This is a genomic window from Bacillus sp. R86525, assembly GCF_042466195.1.
GTDB classification, from domain to species: Bacteria; Bacillota; Bacilli; order Bacillales; family Bacillaceae_G; genus Bacillus_A; species Bacillus_A nitratireducens.
Window position 1 is genome coordinate 3,046,523 of the sequence record NZ_JAXHPX010000007.1, and the last position, 22,127, is coordinate 3,068,649.

The window sequence follows — 22,127 nt, forward strand, 5'->3', positions numbered from 1 at the left end:
AGGAAAATATCCTCGGCTTTTTTAACTATGCATCCACTTTTTGTATTTCTTCACTCTTTCTTGAAAGTTTCCCTGGCCAAAAAGCAAAGCGACCTAAAACAACTGTAATTGCCGGTACAAGTAGTGGTCTTACAATAAATGTGTCTAGCAATACTCCAATTGCGGTCACAATACCAAATTGAACTAAAACTTGAATTGGTAACGTACCTAACACCGCAAAAGTTCCTGCTAAAATTAAACCTGCGGATGTAATGACACTTCCTGTTTGTATAACACCATTTTTCACTGCATCTAGATGATTTTGTTTCTTTCTGTTTTTCCATATTTCTGAAACCATAAAGATATTATAATCTTCTCCTAAGGCAACTAAAAATACGAATGCATATAACGGTATCGCACCTTGTATTGCTGGAGCTCCCATACCAAAATGAAGTAATATCCATCCAGCTCCTAATGCAGAGAAGAATGATAAAACGACAGTTACAATTAAGTAAATCACCGCAACGATTGAACGTAAATACACGAGTAAAAGTAATGCGATAATACTAATCATAACCGGAATAATAACCGCTTCATCACGTTCAGTAATTTGCTTTGTATCATATAATGACGCTGTTTCTCCGCCAATCCACAATTGATTTTCAGCATTACTAATCCCAGTATCTTTTAGTACTTTTTCTACACTACTTTTCAATTTAGGGATTTGATCTAATGCTTCAATTGAGTAAGGATTCTCTGCTAAAGAAACTTCATACATTTGTATTTGTTTATTTTCTTTTCCCTCTTTTGGCTCTTTCACTGTATTTACAAAAGAAAATTTCTCAATTTCTTGTTTAATAGGAAGCTCTTTTCCTTTCGTATCAACAACAATTTTTACAGGTGCTAGTTCACCAGCCGAAAAATGATCACTAATCAACGTAAACCCTTCACGTGAAGGCATATCTTTTGGAAATGATTCTAATAGGTCATAAGTGTATTGAATGCGCGGTACGAATGAAGCTAATCCACCTAATACAAATACGGTTAGCATTATAATTGTCCACGGTTTTCGTACTACAATATCTCCAAGCTTTTCACTAAATAGGCCTCTTGATTTTTTGACTTTTACTACTTTCTTTTTCTTTCTTGCAAACTCTTCATTCATCGAAGTTGTTCTCGGTATAAACGGGAAGAATGCAACTCTGCCGAAAATTAATAAAAATGCCGGAAGAATTGTTAAAGCAGCAATCCCCATTATGAATACAGCAACACTAAATGGTACTGCAAATCGATGAAAGGCACCATACTGAGCAAGTAATAAAGTTCCTAATCCAAGTACAACAGTTAAGGCACTCATTATAATTGCCCCGCCAGATGCTTTAATCGCAAGTTGCAGCGCTTTATATTTACTTTCTTCTTCTAACAAGTACTCTCTATATCTCGAAATTAAAAATAAACAATAGTCCGTTCCAGCACCAAACAATAATACTGTCATGATTGATATCGCTTGGGCATCTACTTTAATCCATCCGTGATCGGCTAAAAAACCAAGTGTAGGACTAATAATACCGTATGCAAAGCCCACAACAAGTAAAGGTAAAATTGCTAAAATTGGTGAACGATACAATAAAATTAATAAACCTAATACGAGTAATACGGTAGCAACTAATAATTTCACATCTGCTTGACTAAATAAACTAACCGCATCCGTTTGAATTCCTACAGGTCCAGATAATCGAACATGTAAACCGGAGTCAGTTATTTTTTCTTTAAATGGATCGGCATCCACCTTACTATTTACTATTTTTCTTAAATCCTCCAGATTACCTTTTAATATATCCGTTCCAGCAGATTTATTAAAGAATACCGGTGTAACAAATGATGTACCATCCTTTGATGCGCTTTTTGATAATACTTGCTCTGGAATTGTATCAAATGGTGGTAATGTTGATTGTTCTTTTAAAGGACTGGCCTTTAATTCTTTATAAACGTCTTGTATGAGTTTATAATCCTTTGACTGTAATCCACCATCTCTATGCCATACCACTAGCAACGGATTTCCTGCATTATTAGGAAACTCTTTTTTCATAAGTGCTTCAGCTTGCTGTGACATAGCTGTTTCAGGTAGATTTTTCGGATTCGGCTCTTTCTTACTATTTACTTGTGGTAACGTAAATGAAAGTACTAATGTAATAAGAATCCATACCGATAATGTTATCCATTGCGTATTCTTCCCTGCTACAAGTTTCCCTAACATATGTAACGGGTGCTTTTTCATAAAAACCCACCTTTCTTTCCCCTCCAATATTAATTATATATACTGGTCAGTTAATTAATCAAGAATGATTAAAAATTATGTTATAATTATCTCAATCATAAATGTCAGGAGCGAATGTAGTTGGAACAAAAGCAACGTCCTCTCGGAAGGCCTCGTCAAAATAAAAATACAAAATCTACAAAAGAAATCATTTTAGAAGTTGCAACTAGGTTATTTCTCACTCAAAATTATCAAGTTGTTTCGATGGATGAGGTCGCGAAAGAATGTGGTGTTACAAAAGCAACCGTCTACTATTACTATTCAACAAAAGCGGATTTATTTACCGCTACTATGATTCAAATGATGGTACGAATAAGAGAAAATATGGATCAAATCCTCTCTACAAATAAGAATTTGGAAGAAAGATTATTGGACTTTGCTACAGTATACTTACACGCAACGATGGATATTGATATGAAGAACTTTATGAAAGATGCAAAACTAGCGTTATCTGCAGAGCAATTAAAGGAACTAAAAAATGCCGAAGATAACATGTATGAAGTATTGGAAAAATCAATTGCTAATGCGATGCATATTGAAGAAATACCTAAAGGGAATCCAAAATTAGCTGCCCATGCTTTCGTAGCTTTATTATCAATCGGGAATTTTAAAGATGAGAATCACAATCCTATTCTTGCAAATATAGATGAATTAGCAAAAGAAATCGTTTCTTTTTATTGGAATGGGTTAAGTCATTAAAATTAAATTGATTATATTTAATAAAGAGCAGGTTTGAAATTTCTTCAAACCTGCTCTTTATTAATTTAAGGGTTTTATTTATATACTAGCAATTAGATTGTACGTTAGCACTGATTAATAATACATTCTTGTCTACAGCTTTTGAATTTGTGCATTTATATCTCCCTTACTTAATCCCCCATGGTAACAAACTACGGATTCAATATCTAGATTTGAATACTTCTTCAAAGACTGCTGTGCTTCCTTAACATTTAAAGTTGTTGGGGCATGAATTCCTCCTAACATTCCATTCACACTGTACATTGAATCCCCGGCAACAAGAGTTTTACTTTGTTTCAAAAATAAACTGATATGACCCGGAGTGTGCCCTGGGGTATGGATAATACGAATGCCACCGCAATATGGAAGTTCTTGACCGTCAATCACACTTTCACTTACTTTTCCTTTTGGCAGGTTCTCTAAATGTGCACCTTTCAATAATGGTAAATCCCCTTCAATATAAGGTTTATCTAACTCGTGTGCATAAACTTTAATATTACTTACACCGTTCTTCAATAATTCAGGAAGACTCCCTATATGATCTATATCCTGATGTGTCAAAATGACGACTTTTAACTTATCAAAAGATACCCCAACTCTCTCCATCTCTACTTTTATATCTTCAATTTGTCCAGGGAAGCCAGTATCTATTAATACTGCCATTTCATCATCCCATAAAAGAGTTGGGTGAATAATAAATTCTTGAAATTCAAGGTGTAGCATTTCTACTCCTTTAGCAATCTCCATACAGCAATTCTCCTTTATAATGAAGTTTGAAAATATGTACGAGTACACCGAAAATATAAAGCCCCGCTATCTTATAATATGTTTTGTCATTCCAATAGAGAATGCCTCAAACCCTATAGATTCATAGTAAGATTGCAGATTTTCTACACACATAAGTTGGGGAATAACTTTGTTTTGTTCACAGTGCTGGATTAATCGTCCCACTATTTCTTTTCCAATGCCAATGGACTGATATTCTGGCAATACACATACACCGCAAATAACCCCCGTTATTACACCATCGGATATAACACGCCCCATACCTATTAATTGTTTCTCTTTAAAAACATATATTACATACCAACTTTGTTTACACATTTGTTCCAATTCATTAGCCGTTAATTTTAGAGAATTCCATCCTAAAGATTCATATAAAGCTAATAATTCATTGAAATTTGTTGGATGTTCAATTGTGTAGCTTATTTTAGGTTTCATAAACGCCTCCCTATCCTATTTATTTGTATCCTCTTTTACATTACTCTATTACAAATTTTAGACCCTCATCAACTTAACTTGAACACACTTCAATAAGAAAAATGGAATTCCTTCTCAACATAAAATAAAAAGAAGTTACCTCACCTGAGATAACTTCTTTTATATAAATTTATCACTATATTATCACCCGAAAATTATGCAGCTACATACGATAAGAACGAACAAAACTAATAAACCATTTGAGAAATAACCCATAGAATACTACCCCTTTATTTCATTATGTAAAAGATTTTATCATAAAATTATTTACAACATAATAACTGAAAAAGACATTGTATTCATTAGTTACGTATATTTAGTAATATTTTATTTTTGGCCACATTCGCCTTTTCTAAAATCACTTCTCATCCTCCTCTGCTTTAGTCCACACAATTTCAAAAACAACAAATTAGTAAATGTTAATTTACTATAATAAATTTAAACATTTGATTTTCTGCTAAAATAGTAATAAAATAATGACTAAATCCAAAAAGGAAGCAAAAACAATGGCCCATAAAGAATTATTAAACGAATACATGAATTTATTATTAAATATGTCAGGTACTTTCAAATTACTATCGGAAAAATCCTCTAAATTTACACATTTAGAACAACACGTAGTGGAGTATATCGCCCAACAAAAAGTACCTGTAAATTCAAAGATGATTGCTAGTTATTTAAACATACCTAAACAACAATTAAGTGTAACTGTACGTAATTTAGAACTAAACGGCTATATTGTAAAAAAACAAGATACAGTAGACAAAAGAGCCGTACTAATTTCTCTAACAGAAAAAGCTGAAAAGGTACATTATGAGAGATGGAAACAAATATATAATAACTTCACTCATAATCTCGAAAAGCTAAGTGAAGAAGATCAATGTGATTTAACTTACGGATTGTATAAAACAAATAAAATGCTCTCAAAAATGTTAAATAACGACTAAATATATTGTTTATTATTAAACGGAGGATGTTTCATGGTTAAAGAAATAGATTTACAATCAGTTCAAGGTACTATGCTTATCCCCCTATGGGGACGAGCATATGGTAGTGAGAAAAACAAGGATATTTTAGATGATACGGAAGCAATTCGTATTATTAATGAATGCGACTTTGATTTCTCTAAAATAGCAGATACATTTGGCGAATACGGATGTATCACTTACATTGCCCGTGCAAGAAAAATAGACGATACTATTAAACAATTTATTATAAAATATCCGAATGCTACTATAGTAAATATCGGTTCTGGACTAGACACTACTTTTTCAAGAGTTGATAACGGTACAATACAGTGGTATAACCTTGATTTGCCTGATGCGATCGCTTTTCGCAAAACATTAATTGAAGATACACCACGAAATATAAGCATTGCCAAATCATTTTTTGATACTTCTTGGTTTGACGATATTAAGTTTAACGAAATGAATGGCATCCTTTTTATATCAGCCGGTGTTTTTTATTACTTTAAAGAAGAAGATCTGAAGGAGATAATTGTCGCTATGGCAAAACGTTTTCATGGAGGAGAGTTATATTTTGATGCTGAATCAAAGTTCGCGCTGACACTTTCGAATGCTACTGTAAAAAAATCTGGAAATAACGGCGCTATGATGTATTTTCACGTAAATAATCCAAAGGCAATAGAAAAGTGGTCTTCTAACATAAAAATATTAAGCTGCTCCCCTTTCTTTAAACATATACCTACAAATAAAGATTGGGATGGAAGTACACGAATTATGATGCGGATTGTAAATTTAATAAAGATGTTGAAATTCGTTCATTTACGGTTTGAAAAATGATAAATCTATAGCTTATACGTGAGCGGAAAACATATCAACAAAACCACAGCCTAGATGCATAGTGCTCTCCTTTCAAATTTGATAGGTTCTTCTCTTATCTATTTTACTTTTTACACATTAAAAAAGAGCGAATCTACATTCGCTCTTTTCCACATATTTATGGCGTAAAGCTTATCATCCAACCTAACATAAATCCAAATATAGCAAACAGTATCATAAAAACAAATAAACTACATGCCCACAATGCATATTTTCGACTTTTGCTTTTTGTGAGCATGCCTACGACTGAACACATCAATCCAGCTCCAACTATTTCTCGAAAACCTTCGCCTATAAATGTTTCTTGAATAAGCAATGTAATGTTCAAATACAATAACGCTAGAAAGGCAATTATTAATGAAATAATCCCCATCCACGTTTCCTGTTTATAAATCTGACTCTTTCTTTTTTTTAAGAATGCCAATTCCATAATCTTGCTTCACCTACTTTCAAGTTTCTAACTTTTTCATGGCTCATCAATTTTTCAACTTCTCCTTTAGGTCCAGTTACAACTGCCCCGTATGTTTTTATCCCATTTTTTTCAAGGAAAGAAATACGCTTTGACAACTCTAATGTTTTCGCTCTAGATAGCTTCGCCGCTAAATCTTCATGCTTCCGTAATGACTTTAACACATCAATAAATTGCTCCTCATGAGGTGAGTCACTTAAAAAAGGACCACTTGGACTTGAAATCAGATCTGTTGGAAAGCCAATTGGGGCAACATACTGACCCTCATCATTCTTTTGCTTCTCCTCTAATCCTGTATTCACGGCATACCAAACAATATCAATAGTAGGAAACATGTTCTTTACCTCTTGTACACTTAATAATTCTCTAAAAGATACAAATGCTTCTACTACAGATTCTTGTGGAAGACCTTTTAATACCTGAGCTTCCTCGCTACTATTATAAGACACATTATAATTATTAGGATGAGATAATACCTCGTTATCTATATATGGGACTTCTGGAATTTTTTCATCTATTGTATATTCACGGCTTACTTTCGTTGCTTTACTTAATAAATAATATGTTTTCTCTTTGCCTATTCGAATATCTTTCTTTCCTACCCTTTTATACAAATCAAAATGCAATTGTAAACTAAGCGGTAACAATGTTTGCTCCATGTCCCTTTCTTTCATAAATACATTTGGTTCCGTTACACTTAACGTTTGTTTTACTACATTCCGTATCTCCATTGCGTTTGTAGGTGCAAATGCATAGTATGCGAGTGTAGATACATATAAAATAGGTTGGATAAGTAATAAAAAAGTAAATACAATCAAAACATTCGTGATACGTGCTCTTTTTTTTCCTATTTTCAACACTTGCTCCTGTTTTCCATCAGGAAGAGAAGCAGGCCTTTGATGAAGAGCTTCTTGTAACAATTCTTTATAACCTTCTTCTTCAGAATGAGGTTTATCATTTGTCATTTTGACACTTTTCCTCCTTTAACAATTGTTTTAATCTCTTTCTCCCACGAAGTATGTGACTTTTATACGTGTTTAACTTTAAATCTAATACAGAAGCACCCTCTTCGTACGTTAATTGATGTACGTCACATAATAAAATAGCTTGTGCCTCTACCTCAGGCAAAGTATGAATAATCTGAATTAATTTCTCGTAACTATTTTTTGCGACTACGTACTCTTCTGTAGATTCACCTGCTTGTATTTTCTCTAATTCCTCCGTTCCTACAAAAGCTACTTTTTTCTCTTTCCTAACAAAATCAATAAACGTATGATATGCCACTTTAAAAAGCCATGATTTTACCTTTTGGTTTTCATAGTCTTCTAGATAAAGATACGCCCGATAAAAAGTCTCCTGCATCAAGTCCTCCGCTACGTGATGGCTACGAGAAAGGGAAAATAAATACCGGTACACATCGTTTATATAAACCTTATATATTTCTTCAATTTCCATCCCCCTCCTCCTTTCATATATAACACGAATAAGCGCGTTATAAAGTTGCATTATTTTTCCTTTTTATATTTTTTATTTATTAAAAAAGAAATAACATTTATACATCTCGATAACTATTTACAATTATAAACAAAATATGAGATGTTATAACTGTAAATTCCTTAAAAAAGAAAAACGACCGCGAAGTTAAAGATATAAAACTACAATTAAGTATTATAAGTAAAAGCCTCTATCGAAAATTACTAAGTAACTTTCGATAGAGGCTCCTTTTATTTAGGTCGCTCTATATTCATCAAAAAAATTGAATACTACTTTACAGGGTTCATCCAGTATTTAGGGAAAAACCCACGCTAAGAGCATGCAAGATTTTATACATTTTTACGGCTCATTCAGTAACAAACGAGAACCCTAAAACCGCACCATGATAGGAATGTATAAAAAGATGAATAGGGTTATAGAAAAAGAAAAAGGCGAATTCCTCTTGAAAGTAGGGATTCGCCTTTTTCTTGCTACCGATAATGAGACGTTATGTTAACCGAGCATGAATAGAACATTTATCATTTTTTCTCTTGTATTCACTTGTACTAGAATTAAACTAGTCTTCAAACCAAAATAACACTTCAATAGGTGCTTTTAAAACTTTTGCAATATCGTAAGCCAATTTTAATGAAGGGTTATATTTTCCGTTTTCGAGATTACCAATTGTTTCTCTTCTAACTCCAACCTTATTAGCTAAATCTCCTTGGGACATATTTAACTTTACCCTATATTCTTTCATCCGAGTAATCAACGTCATCCTGCATCCCTTTCTTTTCTCTACGTTCAAATATTTCTAAATTAATTAGAAAAGTTCCTAACGGTATTAAAATTGAAAGTCCAAAAAATAAACGAATTACATGTACATTTTCAAAAATAGAAACACTTAAGAGTAATATACTACCAAATACTAGTGTTACAAAAAATGCCCTTGTAGCGGCGATACGAACATGCAATATAAAAAGCTCATCTGGTATAACTTTTGCGTATAAAAAAAAGAAAAAGAAAAGGAAATAGTAGTGAGGCGAAAACGAATTTTCACTTAAAAATGAGAAAGGTGCCAAAAAACCTAAAAAGCCAATAAACCCTAAGTAAGCTAATTTATTCTTCATATAAGATCTCCTTTGTGATATATTTCGCTCTTTATGCGATAAATATATCACATAAAGAGCGAAATAAAAAGGAATTGAAACGGTATATCTTTGTTTCAAACCAATACTTTTAACTTCCGCTTTCGATAATTATGTAAATAAGCTGTCCATACGGGCAGCTTATTGTATTTTTGTCTTAGCGAAGGGTTTTTCAATCGCCTCTTGTTTCTTAACAAATTGTAGGTTTGGAATATTTGACGCTTACGCTTATACAAATAAGACCTCATATAAAAAAGGGCTTTTTGTTCCTATTTTTTAACTAAGCTGCTTGCTAACTCACGTTTGTATCGAATAGATGTGAAATCTTCGTTTACAGGAAGCCCATATAAAGGTCTTTCATCTTGATATATAAAACCAACTGCTCCATAAAACGGGATTCCCATAAAATTATCTTTTGCAACTGAAACCCATTGTTCCTTTGCACCCCGTTCAATTTGATCATTTGTAATAATAGAAAGTAATTCTGTGCCAATACCTTCTCTTTTTCTATTTGGATTTAAATATATTACAAATAACTCTGCTGTTTCTTTACCAGTGAAGCCACCTCCACCAGCACCTAGTATTTCTCCATTATCACTTGCAACAAACCAACCATTCCACTCGTGATTAATATTTAATATTTCATTTCTCACTCTGTCTTCATTGTAAAATTCCTTAATCGTACTTTCTATGTATTGCTGAGGCAACAAACCTGGGTATGTATTTCTATAGCCATCTGAACACATTTTAATAATCCCCTGCATATCTTCTAGTCTTGCTTTTCTATATTCAATCATATTGCATCCTCCCCATCTATAAATAATTCACACCTTATATAATTCAATATTCCAATAATTAATCCTCTCTTTGTTTTTATACTATATTTCTAAAAACTCTATAATCGCTTCACATACATTATCTGTTTCTTCGATATCTGGAAAATGTTCACTATTTTCAAATATAATAAGTTTACTATTTTTCATATGACTCGTTATCATTTTACTCATTTCCACACCAGTATTATAGTCATACGCTCCAACAACGACACATGTATCTTGTTCCAAACCATTAATACGCTCAATAAGCGGTACAATTGATTGCGTTTCAAAAATAACTTTACTCATCTTCCCTGTATTACTTAAATGATTTTCTTCCCAAAGAGTACGATTTAACTTTGCAAATTCTTGATTTTTAAACAATAGCCGATCAACAATTTCAGTATCAACAATGTTCCAGACTTGATTATTTCTTTCTTTCAAGGAGATTTCCGACTTACTAATTATAGATATTTGTTCTTTCATTTTCCCTTCCGTTACTTTTAGGAACCCTTCTATCTGCACCTTATACACTTCATCATATTCGTCTAATAATGGTGCCTGTAATACCATTTTCTCAACTTCTTCTGGGTATTTTAAAGCATACTCTAAACAAAGTTGTCCACCAAAAGAATATCCTAACAAATTTACCTTGTTTATATTTAATCGCTTTCTTAATTCCTCTAAATCTTCTGCTAAAGTATTTATAGAATAGTCATTGTCATCTTGAGGTGCCTCGCTACGCCCACATCCTCTTTGTTCATAATAAACTACCGTTAAATATTCTTCTAATTTCATTCCCAGAGTTCTCTCAAATACGTAATGATTACCGCCTGGACCTCCATGTACAATAATGAGAGGAACTGTATTATGAGCCGCCCCTGCAACTTTACACCAATGCTGAATCCCATCGATTTTCAAATAATGTACACCATCTTCCAACATGTACTGAATCACTTATTTTCTCTCCTTATCGCTCATTTACTACAATCTAAATGTATATGTTCTAATTATTAACACCTATTTCCTTTAAATTCTTTAGGCCCTATCCTCATTTATAGTACTAACTTTCTTATCCGAAAAAAGATTTTTAAAAATTCCAACCCCTACAATTAATAGACCTATACCAATTAATTTATTTATTTGTATAGGTACTCTCTCTATTCCAAACAATCCTAATGTATCAATGCATAACGCAACAACTAATTGAGTAATAAGGCTAATGAGCACCGTATAAGCTGGACCTAAACTCTTTATTGCACCCATTATACAAATAATTAATCCGATACCAAACAATCCACTTATATAAAATAAATAATTTGTAGTATAAAAGTTAACGCTTATACTTTTCTCTGTAATGATATAAAATAAAACAGAACTTATGAGACCTATTCCAAGAACACATGCAGTTGTTAACCACTGTCCTACATTTTCATTCACTTTCGTATTAAAAACAGATTGTAAGCTAATTAATATTCCAGCTAATATAGCTAAACTAAATCCAATCATAATCCTTCTCTCCCCTTCATTACTCATATATATTATCTTTAGCAACTTCCTTCATTCTAGAAAAATCTTTAATTACAATAACTCCATTATTCTTTTCAATTAATTTTTCACTATAAAATTTTTGTAAAACTCGAATTACATGCCTATAACTTACACCTATAAAATCTGCAATACTTGATACAGAAGTTGAATCTAAATCCTCTTTATACATATGCCCATTACTATCCGTTGAAATCGAAAGTAAATAACTAGCTACACGTACTTCTACCGGATAAAGTAAATTTAGAGCTGTAAAACTAGTCGATATTTTTAACGTGTTCGCAATGTTTTCAAGCAAGAAGTTCATACATATAGGATCATGTAATAACTTATTTCTAATAACTGTATTAGTAATGGAGATTGCTACAACATCTGAACAAGTTTCAACAACATTATGTGCTTTGCTATTTTGTATTAATTCAATATCACCAACAATTGCTAATGGATTGATAAAGCGAAGGATTAGTTTCTTTCCTTCTGGTGTAATCGTGTAAACTTTTACTTTACCTTTAACAACAAAATATAAACGATGAATTTCATCATCTTTATCGCAAATAAGCTTGCCTTTTTCAAAATGATTTACTTGAAAATTGTCAGTACTTATTCCTGAAAAAATTTCAAGCAAATTATAAGCTTTCAAATATTGAATAATTAAGTCTGATTTATTATCCACTTACAGTCCCTTCTTTCCTTACCTATTAAACACAACAATACCTAAAATCATTACTATTGTTCCCACAATATGGTATCTCTCCATTTGTATCTTTTTTATATGAAATAATCCTTTCATTTCAATAACAGTAGCTGTTAATAATTGAGCAACCATAAGTGTTCCAGCTGTTAATGTAACTCCCATTGAATATATCGCCATTGTTTCTGCGCAAATAATCAAGCCACCAAGTGCACCAGCTACTAAATATACTTTTTTCACGCCCTTTAAATCCGTTACTTTCTCTTTTTTCTTTAACAAAAATATAGTTATTGCAATGAGAAACCCAATTAAATGCGTCATAATACTCGTCGACCATATACCTATATCTGAACTAAGTTTCGCATTAAAGGTTCCTTGAAGTGTTATAAATACACCCGCAAAAACAGCAAATATAATACCTTTCAAAAAATCATCTCCTAATCTTTTATTTCTGACTTAATTAAAAGCTATAATCCTATAAAGGCAAAAGGACAAATGTCACATCAGTTTGAAAATAACTAGAATCAACAAGAAAAAACACATCTCAAAAATGTGAGATGTGTTTAAAATGTTTTATTTATATATAGTATTTTAATAATTAAAACTATGCTACATTAACACCTTTATTCTTCAAAACAAACTTTCCAAATAAGAAACGCACAAGTGGCCCCATAATCATTAATTGTAATGGATACGCTACAATAAAGTTCCTCATAAAGATTGAAAAATAAATGGAAACAAACGAATCTCCGTGTAGTCCACCATGTAAATACATCAAAGCCATTCCGTAAAATGACATAAAGAAAACCATCCCAATTACCATTACTGTCGCCATCGCAACGATAATATTAATTTTCTTTGATTTATCAAACGGTAACGCGAATACAATTTTTTTCGCACAGGGCCCAACAATACATATTTCAATTAATAGCGCAATAATAAATCCAATAATTAGTTCTAATGTGATCTCCTTAAAATGAATTGGCCCTCCTGCTCCATTCATTAATAAATTGTAAAATGTCATTACGATAACCATCCCTAGGCACATCATCATGCCAAATTGGAGGTTTTCCTTTCTTGTTGTTGGCAATTTTCATCATCCCTTCTCTTCGAGTCTTTGTCATTATATCGATATTGGAAACCTCTTCGTAAGTGAACATTTTGTGAACTTTTTTAAAACGCTCATATGTACTTTTTTCACTCTTCACTCAAATCCCCCTACTTTATAGCTCTTTACTTATAAAGGTTTTATATATTTCAATGTTGAATTACTAAATTTAACATTACAATATTCAATAATTACTACTAGGAGGATACCCATGAATGAATCAGAATTTTACGCATATCACATCGTTACAAGGAAAGAAATGAAAATCGGACAAATCATTCAATTTGATACAAATCAAACTAATACTCTATATCACTTCTTTTTTGAAAGAGAACAATTAAATTCTAACGGTGAAGATGGCATAAAAATTTTAAATAATCATTATAAAAGTGACGGATTACATATAAATAATGAAAATACTCAAGTAGTTATGAATTATATGGATCAAACAATAAGAGCGGTTAGAGAAACGATTGTAGAAATGGTTAGGCTGCAAGAATATCCTGAATACCCTTCAAGGTTGTCTTGCTTATATGCTTCCAAAAGCTATGAAGATGCTTTGAAATGGAAAGCATTATTTGATTCTTACAATCGAGAAGTTTTACAGATTGTTAAACTACGAGTGATTGGTAGTTCTTTTGAAGGTGACGGAACTCTTTTACCGAAGGAAGATGGTATCTCTTTCTCTCAAAAAATCGAACAAGCTAAAGAGTATTGGAAAGGAAATGTTAAAAATGATCTTCCTGAACTACTCATTAATGGGGAGATTGAAGTGGTGGAAATTATTGATGATTTTTCATCAATTAAAATTTAAAGAATGGAGATTAAAATGATGAAAAAAGTGTACTTCAATCATGATGGTGGTGTAGATGATTTAATTTCATTATTTTTATTACTTCAAATGGAAAGCATTGCACTTACTGGTGTATCTGTTATCCCAGCAGATTGCTATTTAGAACCAGCAATGTCTGCAAGTCGTAAAATTATCGATCGCTTCGGCAAAAGTAATATTGAAGTAGCAGCATCAAACTCTCGTGGGAAAAATCCATTTCCAAAAGACTGGCGGATGCATGCATTTTATGTTGATGCTTTACCCATTTTAAATGAGTCCGGAAAAGTTGTAACACCTGTAGCTGCTAAACCTGCACATCATCATATAATAGAAACTCTTCTACAAACTGATGGAAAAACAACTTTATTATTTACAGGTCCCCTAACTGACCTTGCTCGTGCATTGTATGAAGCTCCCATAATCGAAGATAAAATTGAACGTCTCGTTTGGATGGGCGGTACATTTCGTACTGCAGGCAATGTACACGAGCCGGAACATGACGGAACAGCCGAGTGGAATTCATTTTGGGATCCCGAAGCAGTAGCTCGTGTTTGGAATGCTAATATAATCATTGATTTAGTAACTCTAGAAAGTACAAACCAGGTTCCGCTAACTATAGACATACGTGAACAATGGGCAAAAGAGCGTAAGTATATTGGTGTTGATTTCCTTGGTCAATGCTATGCGATGGTTCCTCCTCTCGTTCACTTCTCAACTAACTCTACCTACTACCTATGGGATGTATTAACTGCTGCGTTTGTTGGGAAAGCTGATCTTGCAAAGGTACAAACGATTAATAGTATTGTTCATACATACGGACCTAGCCAAGGGCGTACAGTGGAAACTGATGATGGGCGACCTGTAAATGTCGTTTATGATGTAAAACGTGATGTATTTTTCAACTATATAACTGAATTAGCAAAGAAAGCTTCTACTTGAAATTCTATCTATACGAAAAATAAATAAAGTCGTATAACTTCAGATGATGAGCCTACAAAAAACTTCAAATTGGCTGCGGCTTAATATTTACTTATTAAAAAGAGTATTGAATTAACTTTCAATACTCTTTTTGTGCAGTTTAATGCTATTTGATTAGAGTTGCGGTTTACAGGTTAATCATTTCATAACCGTTTACAAAAAACGTTATTGTTTCTAGTTCATCCTCATTTATTTCTCTATCTAGCTCTCTTTTATACGCTACCTTTATCTTCTCTTCATCGCCTTTATGAGCTTCTGTATAAGTTCCTATTGTTTTTAGTAAATGAATTTCTTGTAAAAATTCAGCCCGGTCTATAGCTTCTCCATGAGAAAGAATATAAGTTTCAGCATCAAATTTCTCTAATTCTTCTATTAATGTAAACGTTCGTTTCGTCGTATAGTTCCATTTCGAAGAAAAAATATCTGCATATATGCAGTCTCCTAAAAATAAAATCTTTTCTTCTTTAACGTACATAACAACGGAATCATGTGCATGATCTCCGCCCACATGCTTTAACACACATGTTACTTCACCAAGGTCTAATTCAAGTTGGTCCTCGAACGTTAAGGTCGGAGGAATAATTTTAATATTTCTTGGTTTTTCACTGAACTCTTTTTTGATACATTCCGCACAAAATTCAATTTCAGTACCTTCTTTTACTCTTGCGTCCAACGCGTCATCTGTCCATTTATATGAAACTAGTGTCTGCATCTCTTTTTTCGTTTCAGAATGTGCAATAGTTAATACATTTTGTAGTACAGGCAATCCAAAAATATGATCCCAATGCCAATGCGTTAATGCTACGAAATCAGGATTTGATACATTCTGTTCTTTTAGCATTTCTAAAAACAATTGTGCATGTTCTTCTGAATTCCCTGCATCAATCATTAAAGTTTTTTCTTTTCCAACGACCATCCCTAATATTGGTCTATCTGTTTCAGAAACAGGTGTCATATACCAAAATGAGTTTCCTATTTTTTTAATTTGCTGCATAATTAGTTCCCCTTTTCATCTTTCCACTTAAATTCAATATATAAATTATAACGAATTGCTAGTTTTTTCTCTATAACCAAACACAATTACTTGGACTAATCTAACTTTCCTTTTCGTAAGCTAAAAATAAGTGGAAGAATCGGAGTGTGATACGATGGAACGATTATGGATTCCAATGATTGTAACATTTTTTTCGTTCGGCGGGTTACTATTAGGAGGCGCTGTTGGAGTTGCAACACGTCAACTAATTGAAGAAAAGATGCATCGCTTATACGCATTATGTGGTGGGATTTTACTTGGTTTATTATCACTTGAAATTATTCCTGAAACATTTTCAAGCTATGAAATAATAGGTCCTATACTTGGGATAGCTATCGGTATTTTAGTTATGAGCTTATTAGATAACTATTGCCATCATCCGAATATACATAAGAAAGATCAACAAGCATGGCAAACTTTCCTGTTTCTTTCTTTCGCTATATTTATTCATAATATACCGAGTGGATTTGCGCTAGGTACAGCTTTTATAAATCATAATGACTCTGCCATTCCCTTTTTAATAGCAATCGTCGTTCACCATATTCCAGAAGGATTAGCTTTAATTATCCCCTTCCTCTTTACAAAGCATAAATATATTTCATTTCTATTAACAACTTTATTACTTTCTCTTATTCTCGGTACCGGTACGGTTTTTGGAATTTTGATGGAAGGAAAAGCTCTTCATTTACAAGGACTCATTATGGGAAGCGCTATCGGTTCACTTGGTTATGTCACAATTCACGAAATGCTTTGGAAAGCTAAGAAACAGCTCTCTTTCCTTACATTTCTAACGTGGGCAATTAGTGGATTTTTACTAATAACAGTATTTACACTATTCGCCGGTCATCATTAAAGCTAAAAATTTTATCATTTGTATATTTTTCCTTTTTCTCCAAAACATAATAGTATCTACCTATTATAAGGAGGAACAATTATGTTTGGAAAAACAGCCGGTGAAGCATTAGTTGATTTATTAATTGACTGGGGAGTAGAACACATATATGGTATGCCTGGAGATTCCATCAATTCAATAATTGAGGCTTTAAGAAAAAAACAAGATAAAATTAAATTTATTCAAGTTCGCCATGAAGAAGCTGGTGCGTTAGCAGCGGCAGCCTATGCGAAATTAACAGGAAAACTTGGTGTTTGTATGGCTATTGCAGGACCTGGGGCTATCCATTTATTAAACGGTTTATATGATGCCAAACTCGATCAAGCTCCTGTACTAGCAATTTCAGGACAAGTAGAAACCGACTTACTCGGAACGGATTTTTTCCAAGAAGTAAACTTAGAAAGAATGTTTGATGATGTCGCGGTTTATAACCAGCGTATTATGTCAGCTGAACAACTACCTGCTGTAGTCAATCAAGCGATTCGTATGGCATATACGAAAAAAGGTGTATCCGTTCTTACTATTCCAGATGATGTTCCGAAATTCGAAGTAAAAAATGGTGCTCGTATTACAAACACTTCTTTTACATTGCCTGAGCTATTTCCGCAAAAAGAAGATTTAGATGCAGCGAAACTCGCAATAAATGAAGCGACAAAACCCGTTATTTTAGCTGGAAAAGGTGCAAAACATGCGAGAGAATCTTTACTTGCATTCGCAGAACATATTGGCGCTCCAATCGTACTTACATTACCAGCTAAAGGAATTGTTCCTGATGAACACCCTCTTTGTATCGGTGGATTGGGATTAATCGGGACGAAACCTTCTTATGAAGCAATGAAGCATGCAGATACTTTAATTATGGTGGGCACTTCTTATCCGTTCACTGGTTTCTTACCCGAAAAAGCAAAAACACTTCATATTGATACAGATCCCGCACAAATCGGGAAACGTTATACGACAGAATATCGGCTTAGCTGGTGATGCTGATAAAACATTAAAATGGTTAATTGAAAATGTAGAAAAACACGAGGACCATTCCTTCTTAGAGCATCATCAAGAAATGATGAAAAAATGGGAAGAAAAATTACACAATCAAGAAGAAGATTCTTCGACTCCAATTAAACCACAGCGAGTTATGCATGCACTGCAGAAAGTAGCCGAAGATGATGCAATTCTTTCAGTCGATGTCGGAAATGTAACAGTGTGGACAGCAAGGCACTTCCGTATGACAAACCAGAAATTTATCATTTCTAGCTGGCTTGCAACACTTGGCTGCGGTTTACCTGGTGCACTTGCTGGACAAATTGCTTTCCCAGATAAACAAGTGTTTGCAGTTTGTGGTGACGGCGGATTTGGAATGACAATGAACGACTTCGTAACAGCTGTTAAATATAAACTACCAATCGTTGTTGTTGTATTAAACAATAATAAAATTGCTATGATTAAATTCGAACAAGAGGTTATGGGTAATATTGAATTTGGTACAGACTTAACGAATCCTGATTTCGCAAAATACGCAGAGGCGTGCGGTGGTATTGGATACCGTGTAGAACATTTAGATGACTTACTTCCTGCCTTTGAAAATGCGGTAAAACAAAGTAAACCATGCATTATTGATGTAGTTGTAGATGTAAATGAAGCACCAATGCCAGCAAAAATCACATTTGGTCAAGCAGCTGGTTATACGAAACATATGATAAAAGAATTATTTGAAGAAGGTAAGATTGATTTACCACCACTTTAAACAAAAAAGATAGCTGAAAACAAATTGTCTTCAGCTATCTTTTTTTATTTTTGTACCTCTTTATAGAAAGAAAAATCATTCATAGTAGGTTGTACCTGCTTCTCTACTTTCACTTCTTTATCCTTCCTCTTCGGCATTCTTAAATTTCCTAGTTTAATCGCATCTTGCATACTATTACTAATCAGATTTCCTGACAAAATTGTCATACTATAAAAAGCAATCGGAATAAGTACAATCCATGTATGTGTAGTTAAGTGACGGAAGTTTTGTCCGATTAAACCTGTCCACTCTTTTGTTACACTATCTGCTTCTGTGCCAAAAATTATTGTTCCGCCAAAAAATAATTCTAACAAACCAAGATGCAAGAGGAGTAATAAAGTACTTACAAATTGCTGGGCTACTAATAAAAGAAATGATGGTAGCATATGCGGCCATACATGGCGTTTCAACCTCTGCCACTTACTCCCGCCGAGCACAGTGGCCGCCAACATAAATTCTTCATTCTTAATACGTTTTACTTCTTGCGCTACATACAACATAACTGTCGGTACTGCAAGACATGCAAGAACTATAATTTGAAACGCAACTCGCAAATGAAACGGAGCAGCTGCCTCTCCACTGTCGAACATTAAAACTTCCTTTAAAATAAAATAGGAAATCATAACCATTGGCACGATACTGAATGGATCAAAAAAAGATGAGATAACTGGAAATGAGCGTTTACTGTACATACCAAGTAATAAACCAATGCCTCCCCCAATCCCTACACGTAAAACTGCAATAACTATACTCGCACCTACAGTCCATTTTGCTCCTTCTATTATTAACTGGAAAAGATCGCGACCTTTGTCATCACTTCCGAACCAAAATTTACTCGATGGCGAAAACAGAGCAGCCTCTAATTCTCCTTTTTCGTTATACAACATCGTTAGTTCTCGAATGTTCCCATCGAAAAACAACGTATTCCCAATACTAACAATCATAAGTACACTTAAAAAAGTAACACCAAACCAAAATCTTACATCTCTTTTTACAAGTTGCCACATGTTACACACGCTCCTTTATAATATTTTGTAAAAGCGTATGTAATAAACGAAATAGTATAAAAAGCGGTACGTATAATATAACTAAACTAACTGTAAATATTTCTAATTTGGAATTTTCTTTTACAAAAACAAACATGCCGTACGTATTAAATAACCATTCAATAATGTATAAGTTTGATAACATAAATAAAATATTTGTTTTTGCATAATAGACTGTTGTTAACAAGACATTTCTTGAAATATGATGTGTTAAAATATGTCGTAAACTAAGCCCTTTACTTTTAGCAAATATACTATAATCTTTCTCTAATTCTTCTCTGAAACGTAATAGTAGTAACTTAATAAATAATAATGTTGTAGGTAAAGTAAGGCATAGTATTGGTAACAGGCGAGCCCTTTCCTCTCCAAGTCCTGCAAATTTCACTGGCATAAAACCTGTCTTTTGAAAGATTATTACTACTAGAAGTTGAGATAATAAAATTAATAAAATGTCCGGAATACTTTCAAGTGCGACGAAAATCCCATTCCACATACGTTGCTTTGATTGAGAGCGCTGTAATACCCACACAACGATAAAATACGCAATGAGTAAAGATAGTATAAATGCCGAAATAAATACAAACATTGTCTCTACATAATGAATCCATATTTGAGGAAATAACTTTCTTGAATTCCGAAATCCATACGTAATTCCACCTGGTTGAAGTAACTTCTCTCCAAGAAAAACAACTGTGCTCCAAAAACCGATTAAATCAATTTGTAATCCCTTAAATAACCGAGGGAGCGCACCTAGGCAGATTATACATAAGATTGCAGCTAATAGTTGTAAACAAGTAATCCCACACCATTTAGCAACTCGCATCAACATCACTCTATCCTCCTTACCTTTCGATAGAATATTCAGAAATCAAAAACCTACATATGTTACATTTCTTCAGCTATACCCTGCACTTGCTTCTTCCCACTAGGTAAAATAGCTTGATATAAACACGTAACAAATAATAATAAACCAAATAAAATAATATACAATGTATCTGCACCAATCCATTTTGGGAACAACATTGCTATCGCACCGAGAGATAACAGCTGGAATCCTGTCGTTAATGGACTAAGTAAACTTTGAACACGTCCCATGAATGACTCTTCTACAATTTCATACATCCAGCCAGATATTGCAACATTAATAAACGGTAAAAAGAAAGTCGCTAAAGCGATACATACATAAAAAGACCAAACATGATTTACAAAATAGCACATACCGAAGGAGATTCCTGATCCCGCCATACCAAATACAATAATAGATTTTGGTGCATATTTCTTACCTATACTCGTTGCTACTATACTTCCAATTAGTAATGAGATTCCTCCAACTACACCGCCCACCATCGCTAAACTTTCATACGATGCTGGTGCTAATTTGTATTTTAATATGTAAGTAGTGGATACGCTTAAAATACCATTTAATAGTCCAAATACGATAAATCCTAAAAGTAATTTTTTTAAAGTTTCATTTTGGTATATATATCTAATCCCCTCTTTAAACTCTGTTATTAACATCTTTAGATTAACTTCTTTCCATTTTGTTCTACCGTTTGGCAAACGAACTTTTTCTGGAATTGAGATCGTTTGAATCAAAATACCACTCGCAATAAAGGTGAACGTATTTACTAAAATGCTCCCGTAAATTCCAAATGTCCAATATACCATCGTCGCAATCCCTACACCAAATAAAGCGTACAAACTAGTTACCATTTGATTAATACCTGCTGCTGCACCGTATTGGTCTGATTCTACTACTCCCTGTATCATAGCCTGTTCAGATGGAGAGAAAAATTGGATACATGCATTTTCCAAAAATAAAAATATAAACACAAGTATAATCATCCCGTAATAAAGCGAAATTAGAATTCCAATATTACAGAGAGAACAACATATATTACTTACCGTACAAATACGTTGTCTATCAAACCGATCCACTACTGTCCCTACTAATAAAAAAAAGATTAGTGCAGGTAATGCAATCATAATTTGCGTCATCGTTGCGTAAACTGGTTGTTTTCCGTATTGATCTAACAAGTAAAACATTAAAGAAATTCCAGCAATCATAGAACCAAGGCGTTCTAAAATATTCGCTAAAAAAAAGCGTGCATAAACTTTGTTTCGAAATAACTGTAGCATTTCTTTCATACGTAATATCCTTTCCCTCGACAAAATA

25 protein-coding genes and 1 pseudogene are annotated in these 22,127 nt (G+C 33.3%); 7 read left to right on the forward strand and 19 right to left on the reverse strand.

Going from position 1 to position 22,127, the window contains the following annotated elements; all coding sequences use genetic code 11:
- Window positions 1–25 precede the first annotated feature (25 nt).
- Window positions 26–2,257 (reverse strand): MMPL family transporter, encoded by a 2,232-nt coding sequence (locus tag SJY24_RS18240; protein ID WP_377865720.1) that lies wholly within the window; start codon window positions 2,255–2,257, stop codon window positions 26–28.
- 120 nt (window positions 2,258–2,377) lie between these two features.
- On the opposite strand from SJY24_RS18240, the gene SJY24_RS18245 reads away from it, so the two are divergent.
- Window positions 2,378–2,995 carry a TetR/AcrR family transcriptional regulator gene (locus SJY24_RS18245; protein ID WP_377865721.1) on the forward strand — a complete coding sequence of 206 codons (618 nt, stop codon included), beginning with the start codon at window positions 2,378–2,380 and terminating at the stop codon, window positions 2,993–2,995.
- A gap of 132 nt (window positions 2,996–3,127) precedes the next feature.
- Here SJY24_RS18245 and SJY24_RS18250 read toward each other — a convergent pair whose 3' ends face one another.
- Together SJY24_RS18250 and SJY24_RS18255 are read right to left on the reverse strand one after the other, a co-directional pair.
- Window positions 3,128–3,781: an MBL fold metallo-hydrolase gene (locus SJY24_RS18250; RefSeq protein WP_377865722.1), complete on the reverse strand. Its 654-nt coding sequence runs from the start codon at window positions 3,779–3,781 to the stop codon at window positions 3,128–3,130.
- A 66-nt stretch (window positions 3,782–3,847) separates the two neighbouring features.
- Complete coding sequence (locus SJY24_RS18255; protein WP_377865723.1) at window positions 3,848–4,255, reverse strand: GNAT family N-acetyltransferase; 408 nt, start codon at window positions 4,253–4,255, stop codon at window positions 3,848–3,850.
- A 545-nt stretch (window positions 4,256–4,800) separates the two neighbouring features.
- Between SJY24_RS18255 and SJY24_RS18260 the strand changes: the two genes are divergently transcribed.
- Both SJY24_RS18260 and SJY24_RS18265 read left to right on the forward strand, forming a co-directional pair.
- A complete protein-coding gene (locus SJY24_RS18260; protein ID WP_377865724.1) occupies window positions 4,801–5,241 on the forward strand; it encodes a MarR family winged helix-turn-helix transcriptional regulator in 441 nt (146 codons plus the stop codon).
- A gap of 33 nt (window positions 5,242–5,274) precedes the next feature.
- A complete protein-coding gene (locus SJY24_RS18265; RefSeq protein ID WP_377865725.1) occupies window positions 5,275–6,096 on the forward strand; it encodes a class I SAM-dependent methyltransferase in 822 nt (273 codons plus the stop codon).
- 157 nt (window positions 6,097–6,253) lie between these two features.
- Here the strand turns inward: SJY24_RS18265 and SJY24_RS18270 are convergent, their stop codons facing one another.
- The 12 genes from SJY24_RS18270 to SJY24_RS18325 form a co-directional block, all read right to left on the reverse strand.
- A complete protein-coding gene (locus tag SJY24_RS18270) occupies window positions 6,254–6,565 on the reverse strand; it encodes a hypothetical protein (RefSeq protein ID WP_377865726.1) in 312 nt (103 codons plus the stop codon).
- On the reverse strand, window positions 6,547–7,569 hold the full coding sequence (locus SJY24_RS18275; RefSeq protein ID WP_377865727.1) for an anti-sigma factor: 1,023 nt from the start codon (window positions 7,567–7,569) through the stop codon (window positions 6,547–6,549). The genes SJY24_RS18270 and SJY24_RS18275 overlap by 19 nt, the downstream gene beginning before the upstream one ends.
- A complete protein-coding gene (locus SJY24_RS18280) occupies window positions 7,559–8,059 on the reverse strand; it encodes a sigma-70 family RNA polymerase sigma factor (RefSeq protein ID WP_098665655.1) in 501 nt (166 codons plus the stop codon). Before SJY24_RS18280 ends, SJY24_RS18275 begins: the two co-directional genes overlap by 11 nt.
- A 595-nt stretch (window positions 8,060–8,654) precedes the next feature.
- Window positions 8,655–8,855: a helix-turn-helix transcriptional regulator gene (locus SJY24_RS18285; RefSeq protein WP_000172689.1), complete on the reverse strand. Its 201-nt coding sequence runs from the start codon at window positions 8,853–8,855 to the stop codon at window positions 8,655–8,657.
- Entirely contained in the window at window positions 8,824–9,207 is a 384-nt protein-coding gene (locus tag SJY24_RS18290; protein ID WP_098453070.1) for a DUF3796 domain-containing protein, read from the reverse strand. Before SJY24_RS18290 ends, SJY24_RS18285 begins: the two co-directional genes overlap by 32 nt.
- Window positions 9,208–9,494: 287 nt before the next feature.
- Complete coding sequence (locus SJY24_RS18295) at window positions 9,495–10,022, reverse strand: GNAT family N-acetyltransferase (protein ID WP_377865728.1); 528 nt, start codon at window positions 10,020–10,022, stop codon at window positions 9,495–9,497.
- 81 nt (window positions 10,023–10,103) lie between these two features.
- Window positions 10,104–10,997, reverse strand: a complete 894-nt coding sequence (locus SJY24_RS18300; protein ID WP_377865729.1) for an alpha/beta fold hydrolase — start codon at window positions 10,995–10,997, stop codon at window positions 10,104–10,106.
- An 81-nt stretch (window positions 10,998–11,078) separates the two neighbouring features.
- Window positions 11,079–11,549 carry a DMT family transporter gene (locus tag SJY24_RS18305; RefSeq protein WP_377865730.1) on the reverse strand — a complete coding sequence of 157 codons (471 nt, stop codon included), beginning with the start codon at window positions 11,547–11,549 and terminating at the stop codon, window positions 11,079–11,081.
- 19 nt (window positions 11,550–11,568) lie between these two features.
- Window positions 11,569–12,261 (reverse strand): Crp/Fnr family transcriptional regulator, encoded by a 693-nt coding sequence (locus tag SJY24_RS18310; RefSeq protein ID WP_377865731.1) that lies wholly within the window; start codon window positions 12,259–12,261, stop codon window positions 11,569–11,571.
- A gap of 18 nt (window positions 12,262–12,279) precedes the next feature.
- Window positions 12,280–12,705, reverse strand: a complete 426-nt coding sequence (locus tag SJY24_RS18315) for a DMT family transporter (RefSeq protein WP_377865732.1) — start codon at window positions 12,703–12,705, stop codon at window positions 12,280–12,282.
- A 178-nt stretch (window positions 12,706–12,883) separates the two neighbouring features.
- A complete protein-coding gene (locus SJY24_RS18320; RefSeq protein WP_377867273.1) occupies window positions 12,884–13,333 on the reverse strand; it encodes a DUF2798 domain-containing protein in 450 nt (149 codons plus the stop codon).
- Entirely contained in the window at window positions 13,251–13,487 is a 237-nt protein-coding gene (locus tag SJY24_RS18325; protein ID WP_377867325.1) for a hypothetical protein, read from the reverse strand. Before SJY24_RS18325 ends, SJY24_RS18320 begins: the two co-directional genes overlap by 83 nt.
- 111 nt (window positions 13,488–13,598) lie before the next feature.
- Here SJY24_RS18325 and SJY24_RS18330 point away from each other — a divergent pair, with 111 nt between their 5' ends.
- A complete protein-coding gene (locus SJY24_RS18330) occupies window positions 13,599–14,201 on the forward strand; it encodes a DUF2441 domain-containing protein (protein WP_377865733.1) in 603 nt (200 codons plus the stop codon).
- A gap of 15 nt (window positions 14,202–14,216) precedes the next feature.
- On the forward strand, window positions 14,217–15,158 hold the full coding sequence (locus SJY24_RS18335; RefSeq protein WP_377865734.1) for a nucleoside hydrolase: 942 nt from the start codon (window positions 14,217–14,219) through the stop codon (window positions 15,156–15,158).
- A 166-nt stretch (window positions 15,159–15,324) separates the two neighbouring features.
- Here SJY24_RS18335 and SJY24_RS18340 read toward each other — a convergent pair whose 3' ends face one another.
- Complete coding sequence (locus tag SJY24_RS18340; protein ID WP_377865735.1) at window positions 15,325–16,191, reverse strand: MBL fold metallo-hydrolase; 867 nt, start codon at window positions 16,189–16,191, stop codon at window positions 15,325–15,327.
- 154 nt (window positions 16,192–16,345) lie between these two features.
- Here SJY24_RS18340 and SJY24_RS18345 point away from each other — a divergent pair, with 154 nt between their 5' ends.
- Window positions 16,346–17,083, forward strand: coding sequence for a ZIP family metal transporter (locus SJY24_RS18345; RefSeq protein ID WP_071734169.1), 738 nt, complete (start codon window positions 16,346–16,348; stop codon window positions 17,081–17,083).
- 81 nt (window positions 17,084–17,164) lie between these two features.
- Window positions 17,165–18,866 (forward strand): annotated as a pseudogene (locus tag SJY24_RS18350) (pyruvate oxidase).
- Between the two features lie 44 nt (window positions 18,867–18,910).
- Here SJY24_RS18350 and SJY24_RS18355 read toward each other — a convergent pair.
- From SJY24_RS18355 to SJY24_RS18365, 3 genes are read right to left on the reverse strand one after another with little or no spacing between them, the layout of a single operon-like run.
- On the reverse strand, window positions 18,911–19,912 hold the full coding sequence (locus SJY24_RS18355; RefSeq protein WP_377865736.1) for an ABC transporter permease subunit: 1,002 nt from the start codon (window positions 19,910–19,912) through the stop codon (window positions 18,911–18,913).
- A gap of 1 nt (window position 19,913) precedes the next feature.
- Complete coding sequence (locus SJY24_RS18360) at window positions 19,914–20,780, reverse strand: ABC transporter permease subunit (RefSeq protein WP_377865737.1); 867 nt, start codon at window positions 20,778–20,780, stop codon at window positions 19,914–19,916.
- Between the two features lie 56 nt (window positions 20,781–20,836).
- On the reverse strand, window positions 20,837–22,099 hold the full coding sequence (locus SJY24_RS18365; RefSeq protein ID WP_377865738.1) for an MFS transporter: 1,263 nt from the start codon (window positions 22,097–22,099) through the stop codon (window positions 20,837–20,839).
- Window positions 22,100–22,127: the final 28 nt, after the last annotated feature.

What these genes read in the sequence shown, in the direction of transcription:
- SJY24_RS18240 (WP_377865720.1), bottom strand. Translation starts at nt 2,257, where the DNA reads ATGAAAAAGCACCCGTTACATATGTTAGGGAAACTTGTAGCAGGGAAG.
- SJY24_RS18250 (WP_377865722.1), bottom strand. Translation starts at nt 3,781, where the DNA reads ATGGAGATTGCTAAAGGAGTAGAAATGCTACACCTTGAATTTCAAGAA.
- SJY24_RS18255 (WP_377865723.1), bottom strand. Translation starts at nt 4,255, where the DNA reads ATGAAACCTAAAATAAGCTACACAATTGAACATCCAACAAATTTCAAT.
- SJY24_RS18260 (WP_377865724.1), top strand. Translation starts at nt 4,801, where the DNA reads ATGGCCCATAAAGAATTATTAAACGAATACATGAATTTATTATTAAAT.
- SJY24_RS18265 (WP_377865725.1), top strand. Translation starts at nt 5,275, where the DNA reads ATGGTTAAAGAAATAGATTTACAATCAGTTCAAGGTACTATGCTTATC.
- SJY24_RS18270 (WP_377865726.1), bottom strand. Translation starts at nt 6,565, where the DNA reads ATGGAATTGGCATTCTTAAAAAAAAGAAAGAGTCAGATTTATAAACAG.
- SJY24_RS18275 (WP_377865727.1), bottom strand. Translation starts at nt 7,569, where the DNA reads ATGACAAATGATAAACCTCATTCTGAAGAAGAAGGTTATAAAGAATTG.
- SJY24_RS18280 (WP_098665655.1), bottom strand. Translation starts at nt 8,059, where the DNA reads ATGGAAATTGAAGAAATATATAAGGTTTATATAAACGATGTGTACCGG.
- SJY24_RS18285 (WP_000172689.1), bottom strand. Translation starts at nt 8,855, where the DNA reads ATGACGTTGATTACTCGGATGAAAGAATATAGGGTAAAGTTAAATATG.
- SJY24_RS18290 (WP_098453070.1), bottom strand. Translation starts at nt 9,207, where the DNA reads ATGAAGAATAAATTAGCTTACTTAGGGTTTATTGGCTTTTTAGGTTTT.
- SJY24_RS18295 (WP_377865728.1), bottom strand. Translation starts at nt 10,022, where the DNA reads ATGATTGAATATAGAAAAGCAAGACTAGAAGATATGCAGGGGATTATT.
- SJY24_RS18305 (WP_377865730.1), bottom strand. Translation starts at nt 11,549, where the DNA reads ATGATTGGATTTAGTTTAGCTATATTAGCTGGAATATTAATTAGCTTA.
- SJY24_RS18320 (WP_377867273.1), bottom strand. Translation starts at nt 13,333, where the DNA reads ATGATGATGTGCCTAGGGATGGTTATCGTAATGACATTTTACAATTTA.
- SJY24_RS18330 (WP_377865733.1), top strand. Translation starts at nt 13,599, where the DNA reads ATGAATGAATCAGAATTTTACGCATATCACATCGTTACAAGGAAAGAA.
- SJY24_RS18335 (WP_377865734.1), top strand. Translation starts at nt 14,217, where the DNA reads ATGATGAAAAAAGTGTACTTCAATCATGATGGTGGTGTAGATGATTTA.
- SJY24_RS18340 (WP_377865735.1), bottom strand. Translation starts at nt 16,191, where the DNA reads ATGCAGCAAATTAAAAAAATAGGAAACTCATTTTGGTATATGACACCT.
- SJY24_RS18345 (WP_071734169.1), top strand. Translation starts at nt 16,346, where the DNA reads ATGGAACGATTATGGATTCCAATGATTGTAACATTTTTTTCGTTCGGC.
- SJY24_RS18355 (WP_377865736.1), bottom strand. Translation starts at nt 19,912, where the DNA reads ATGTGGCAACTTGTAAAAAGAGATGTAAGATTTTGGTTTGGTGTTACT.
- SJY24_RS18360 (WP_377865737.1), bottom strand. Translation starts at nt 20,780, where the DNA reads ATGTTGATGCGAGTTGCTAAATGGTGTGGGATTACTTGTTTACAACTA.
- SJY24_RS18365 (WP_377865738.1), bottom strand. Translation starts at nt 22,099, where the DNA reads ATGAAAGAAATGCTACAGTTATTTCGAAACAAAGTTTATGCACGCTTT.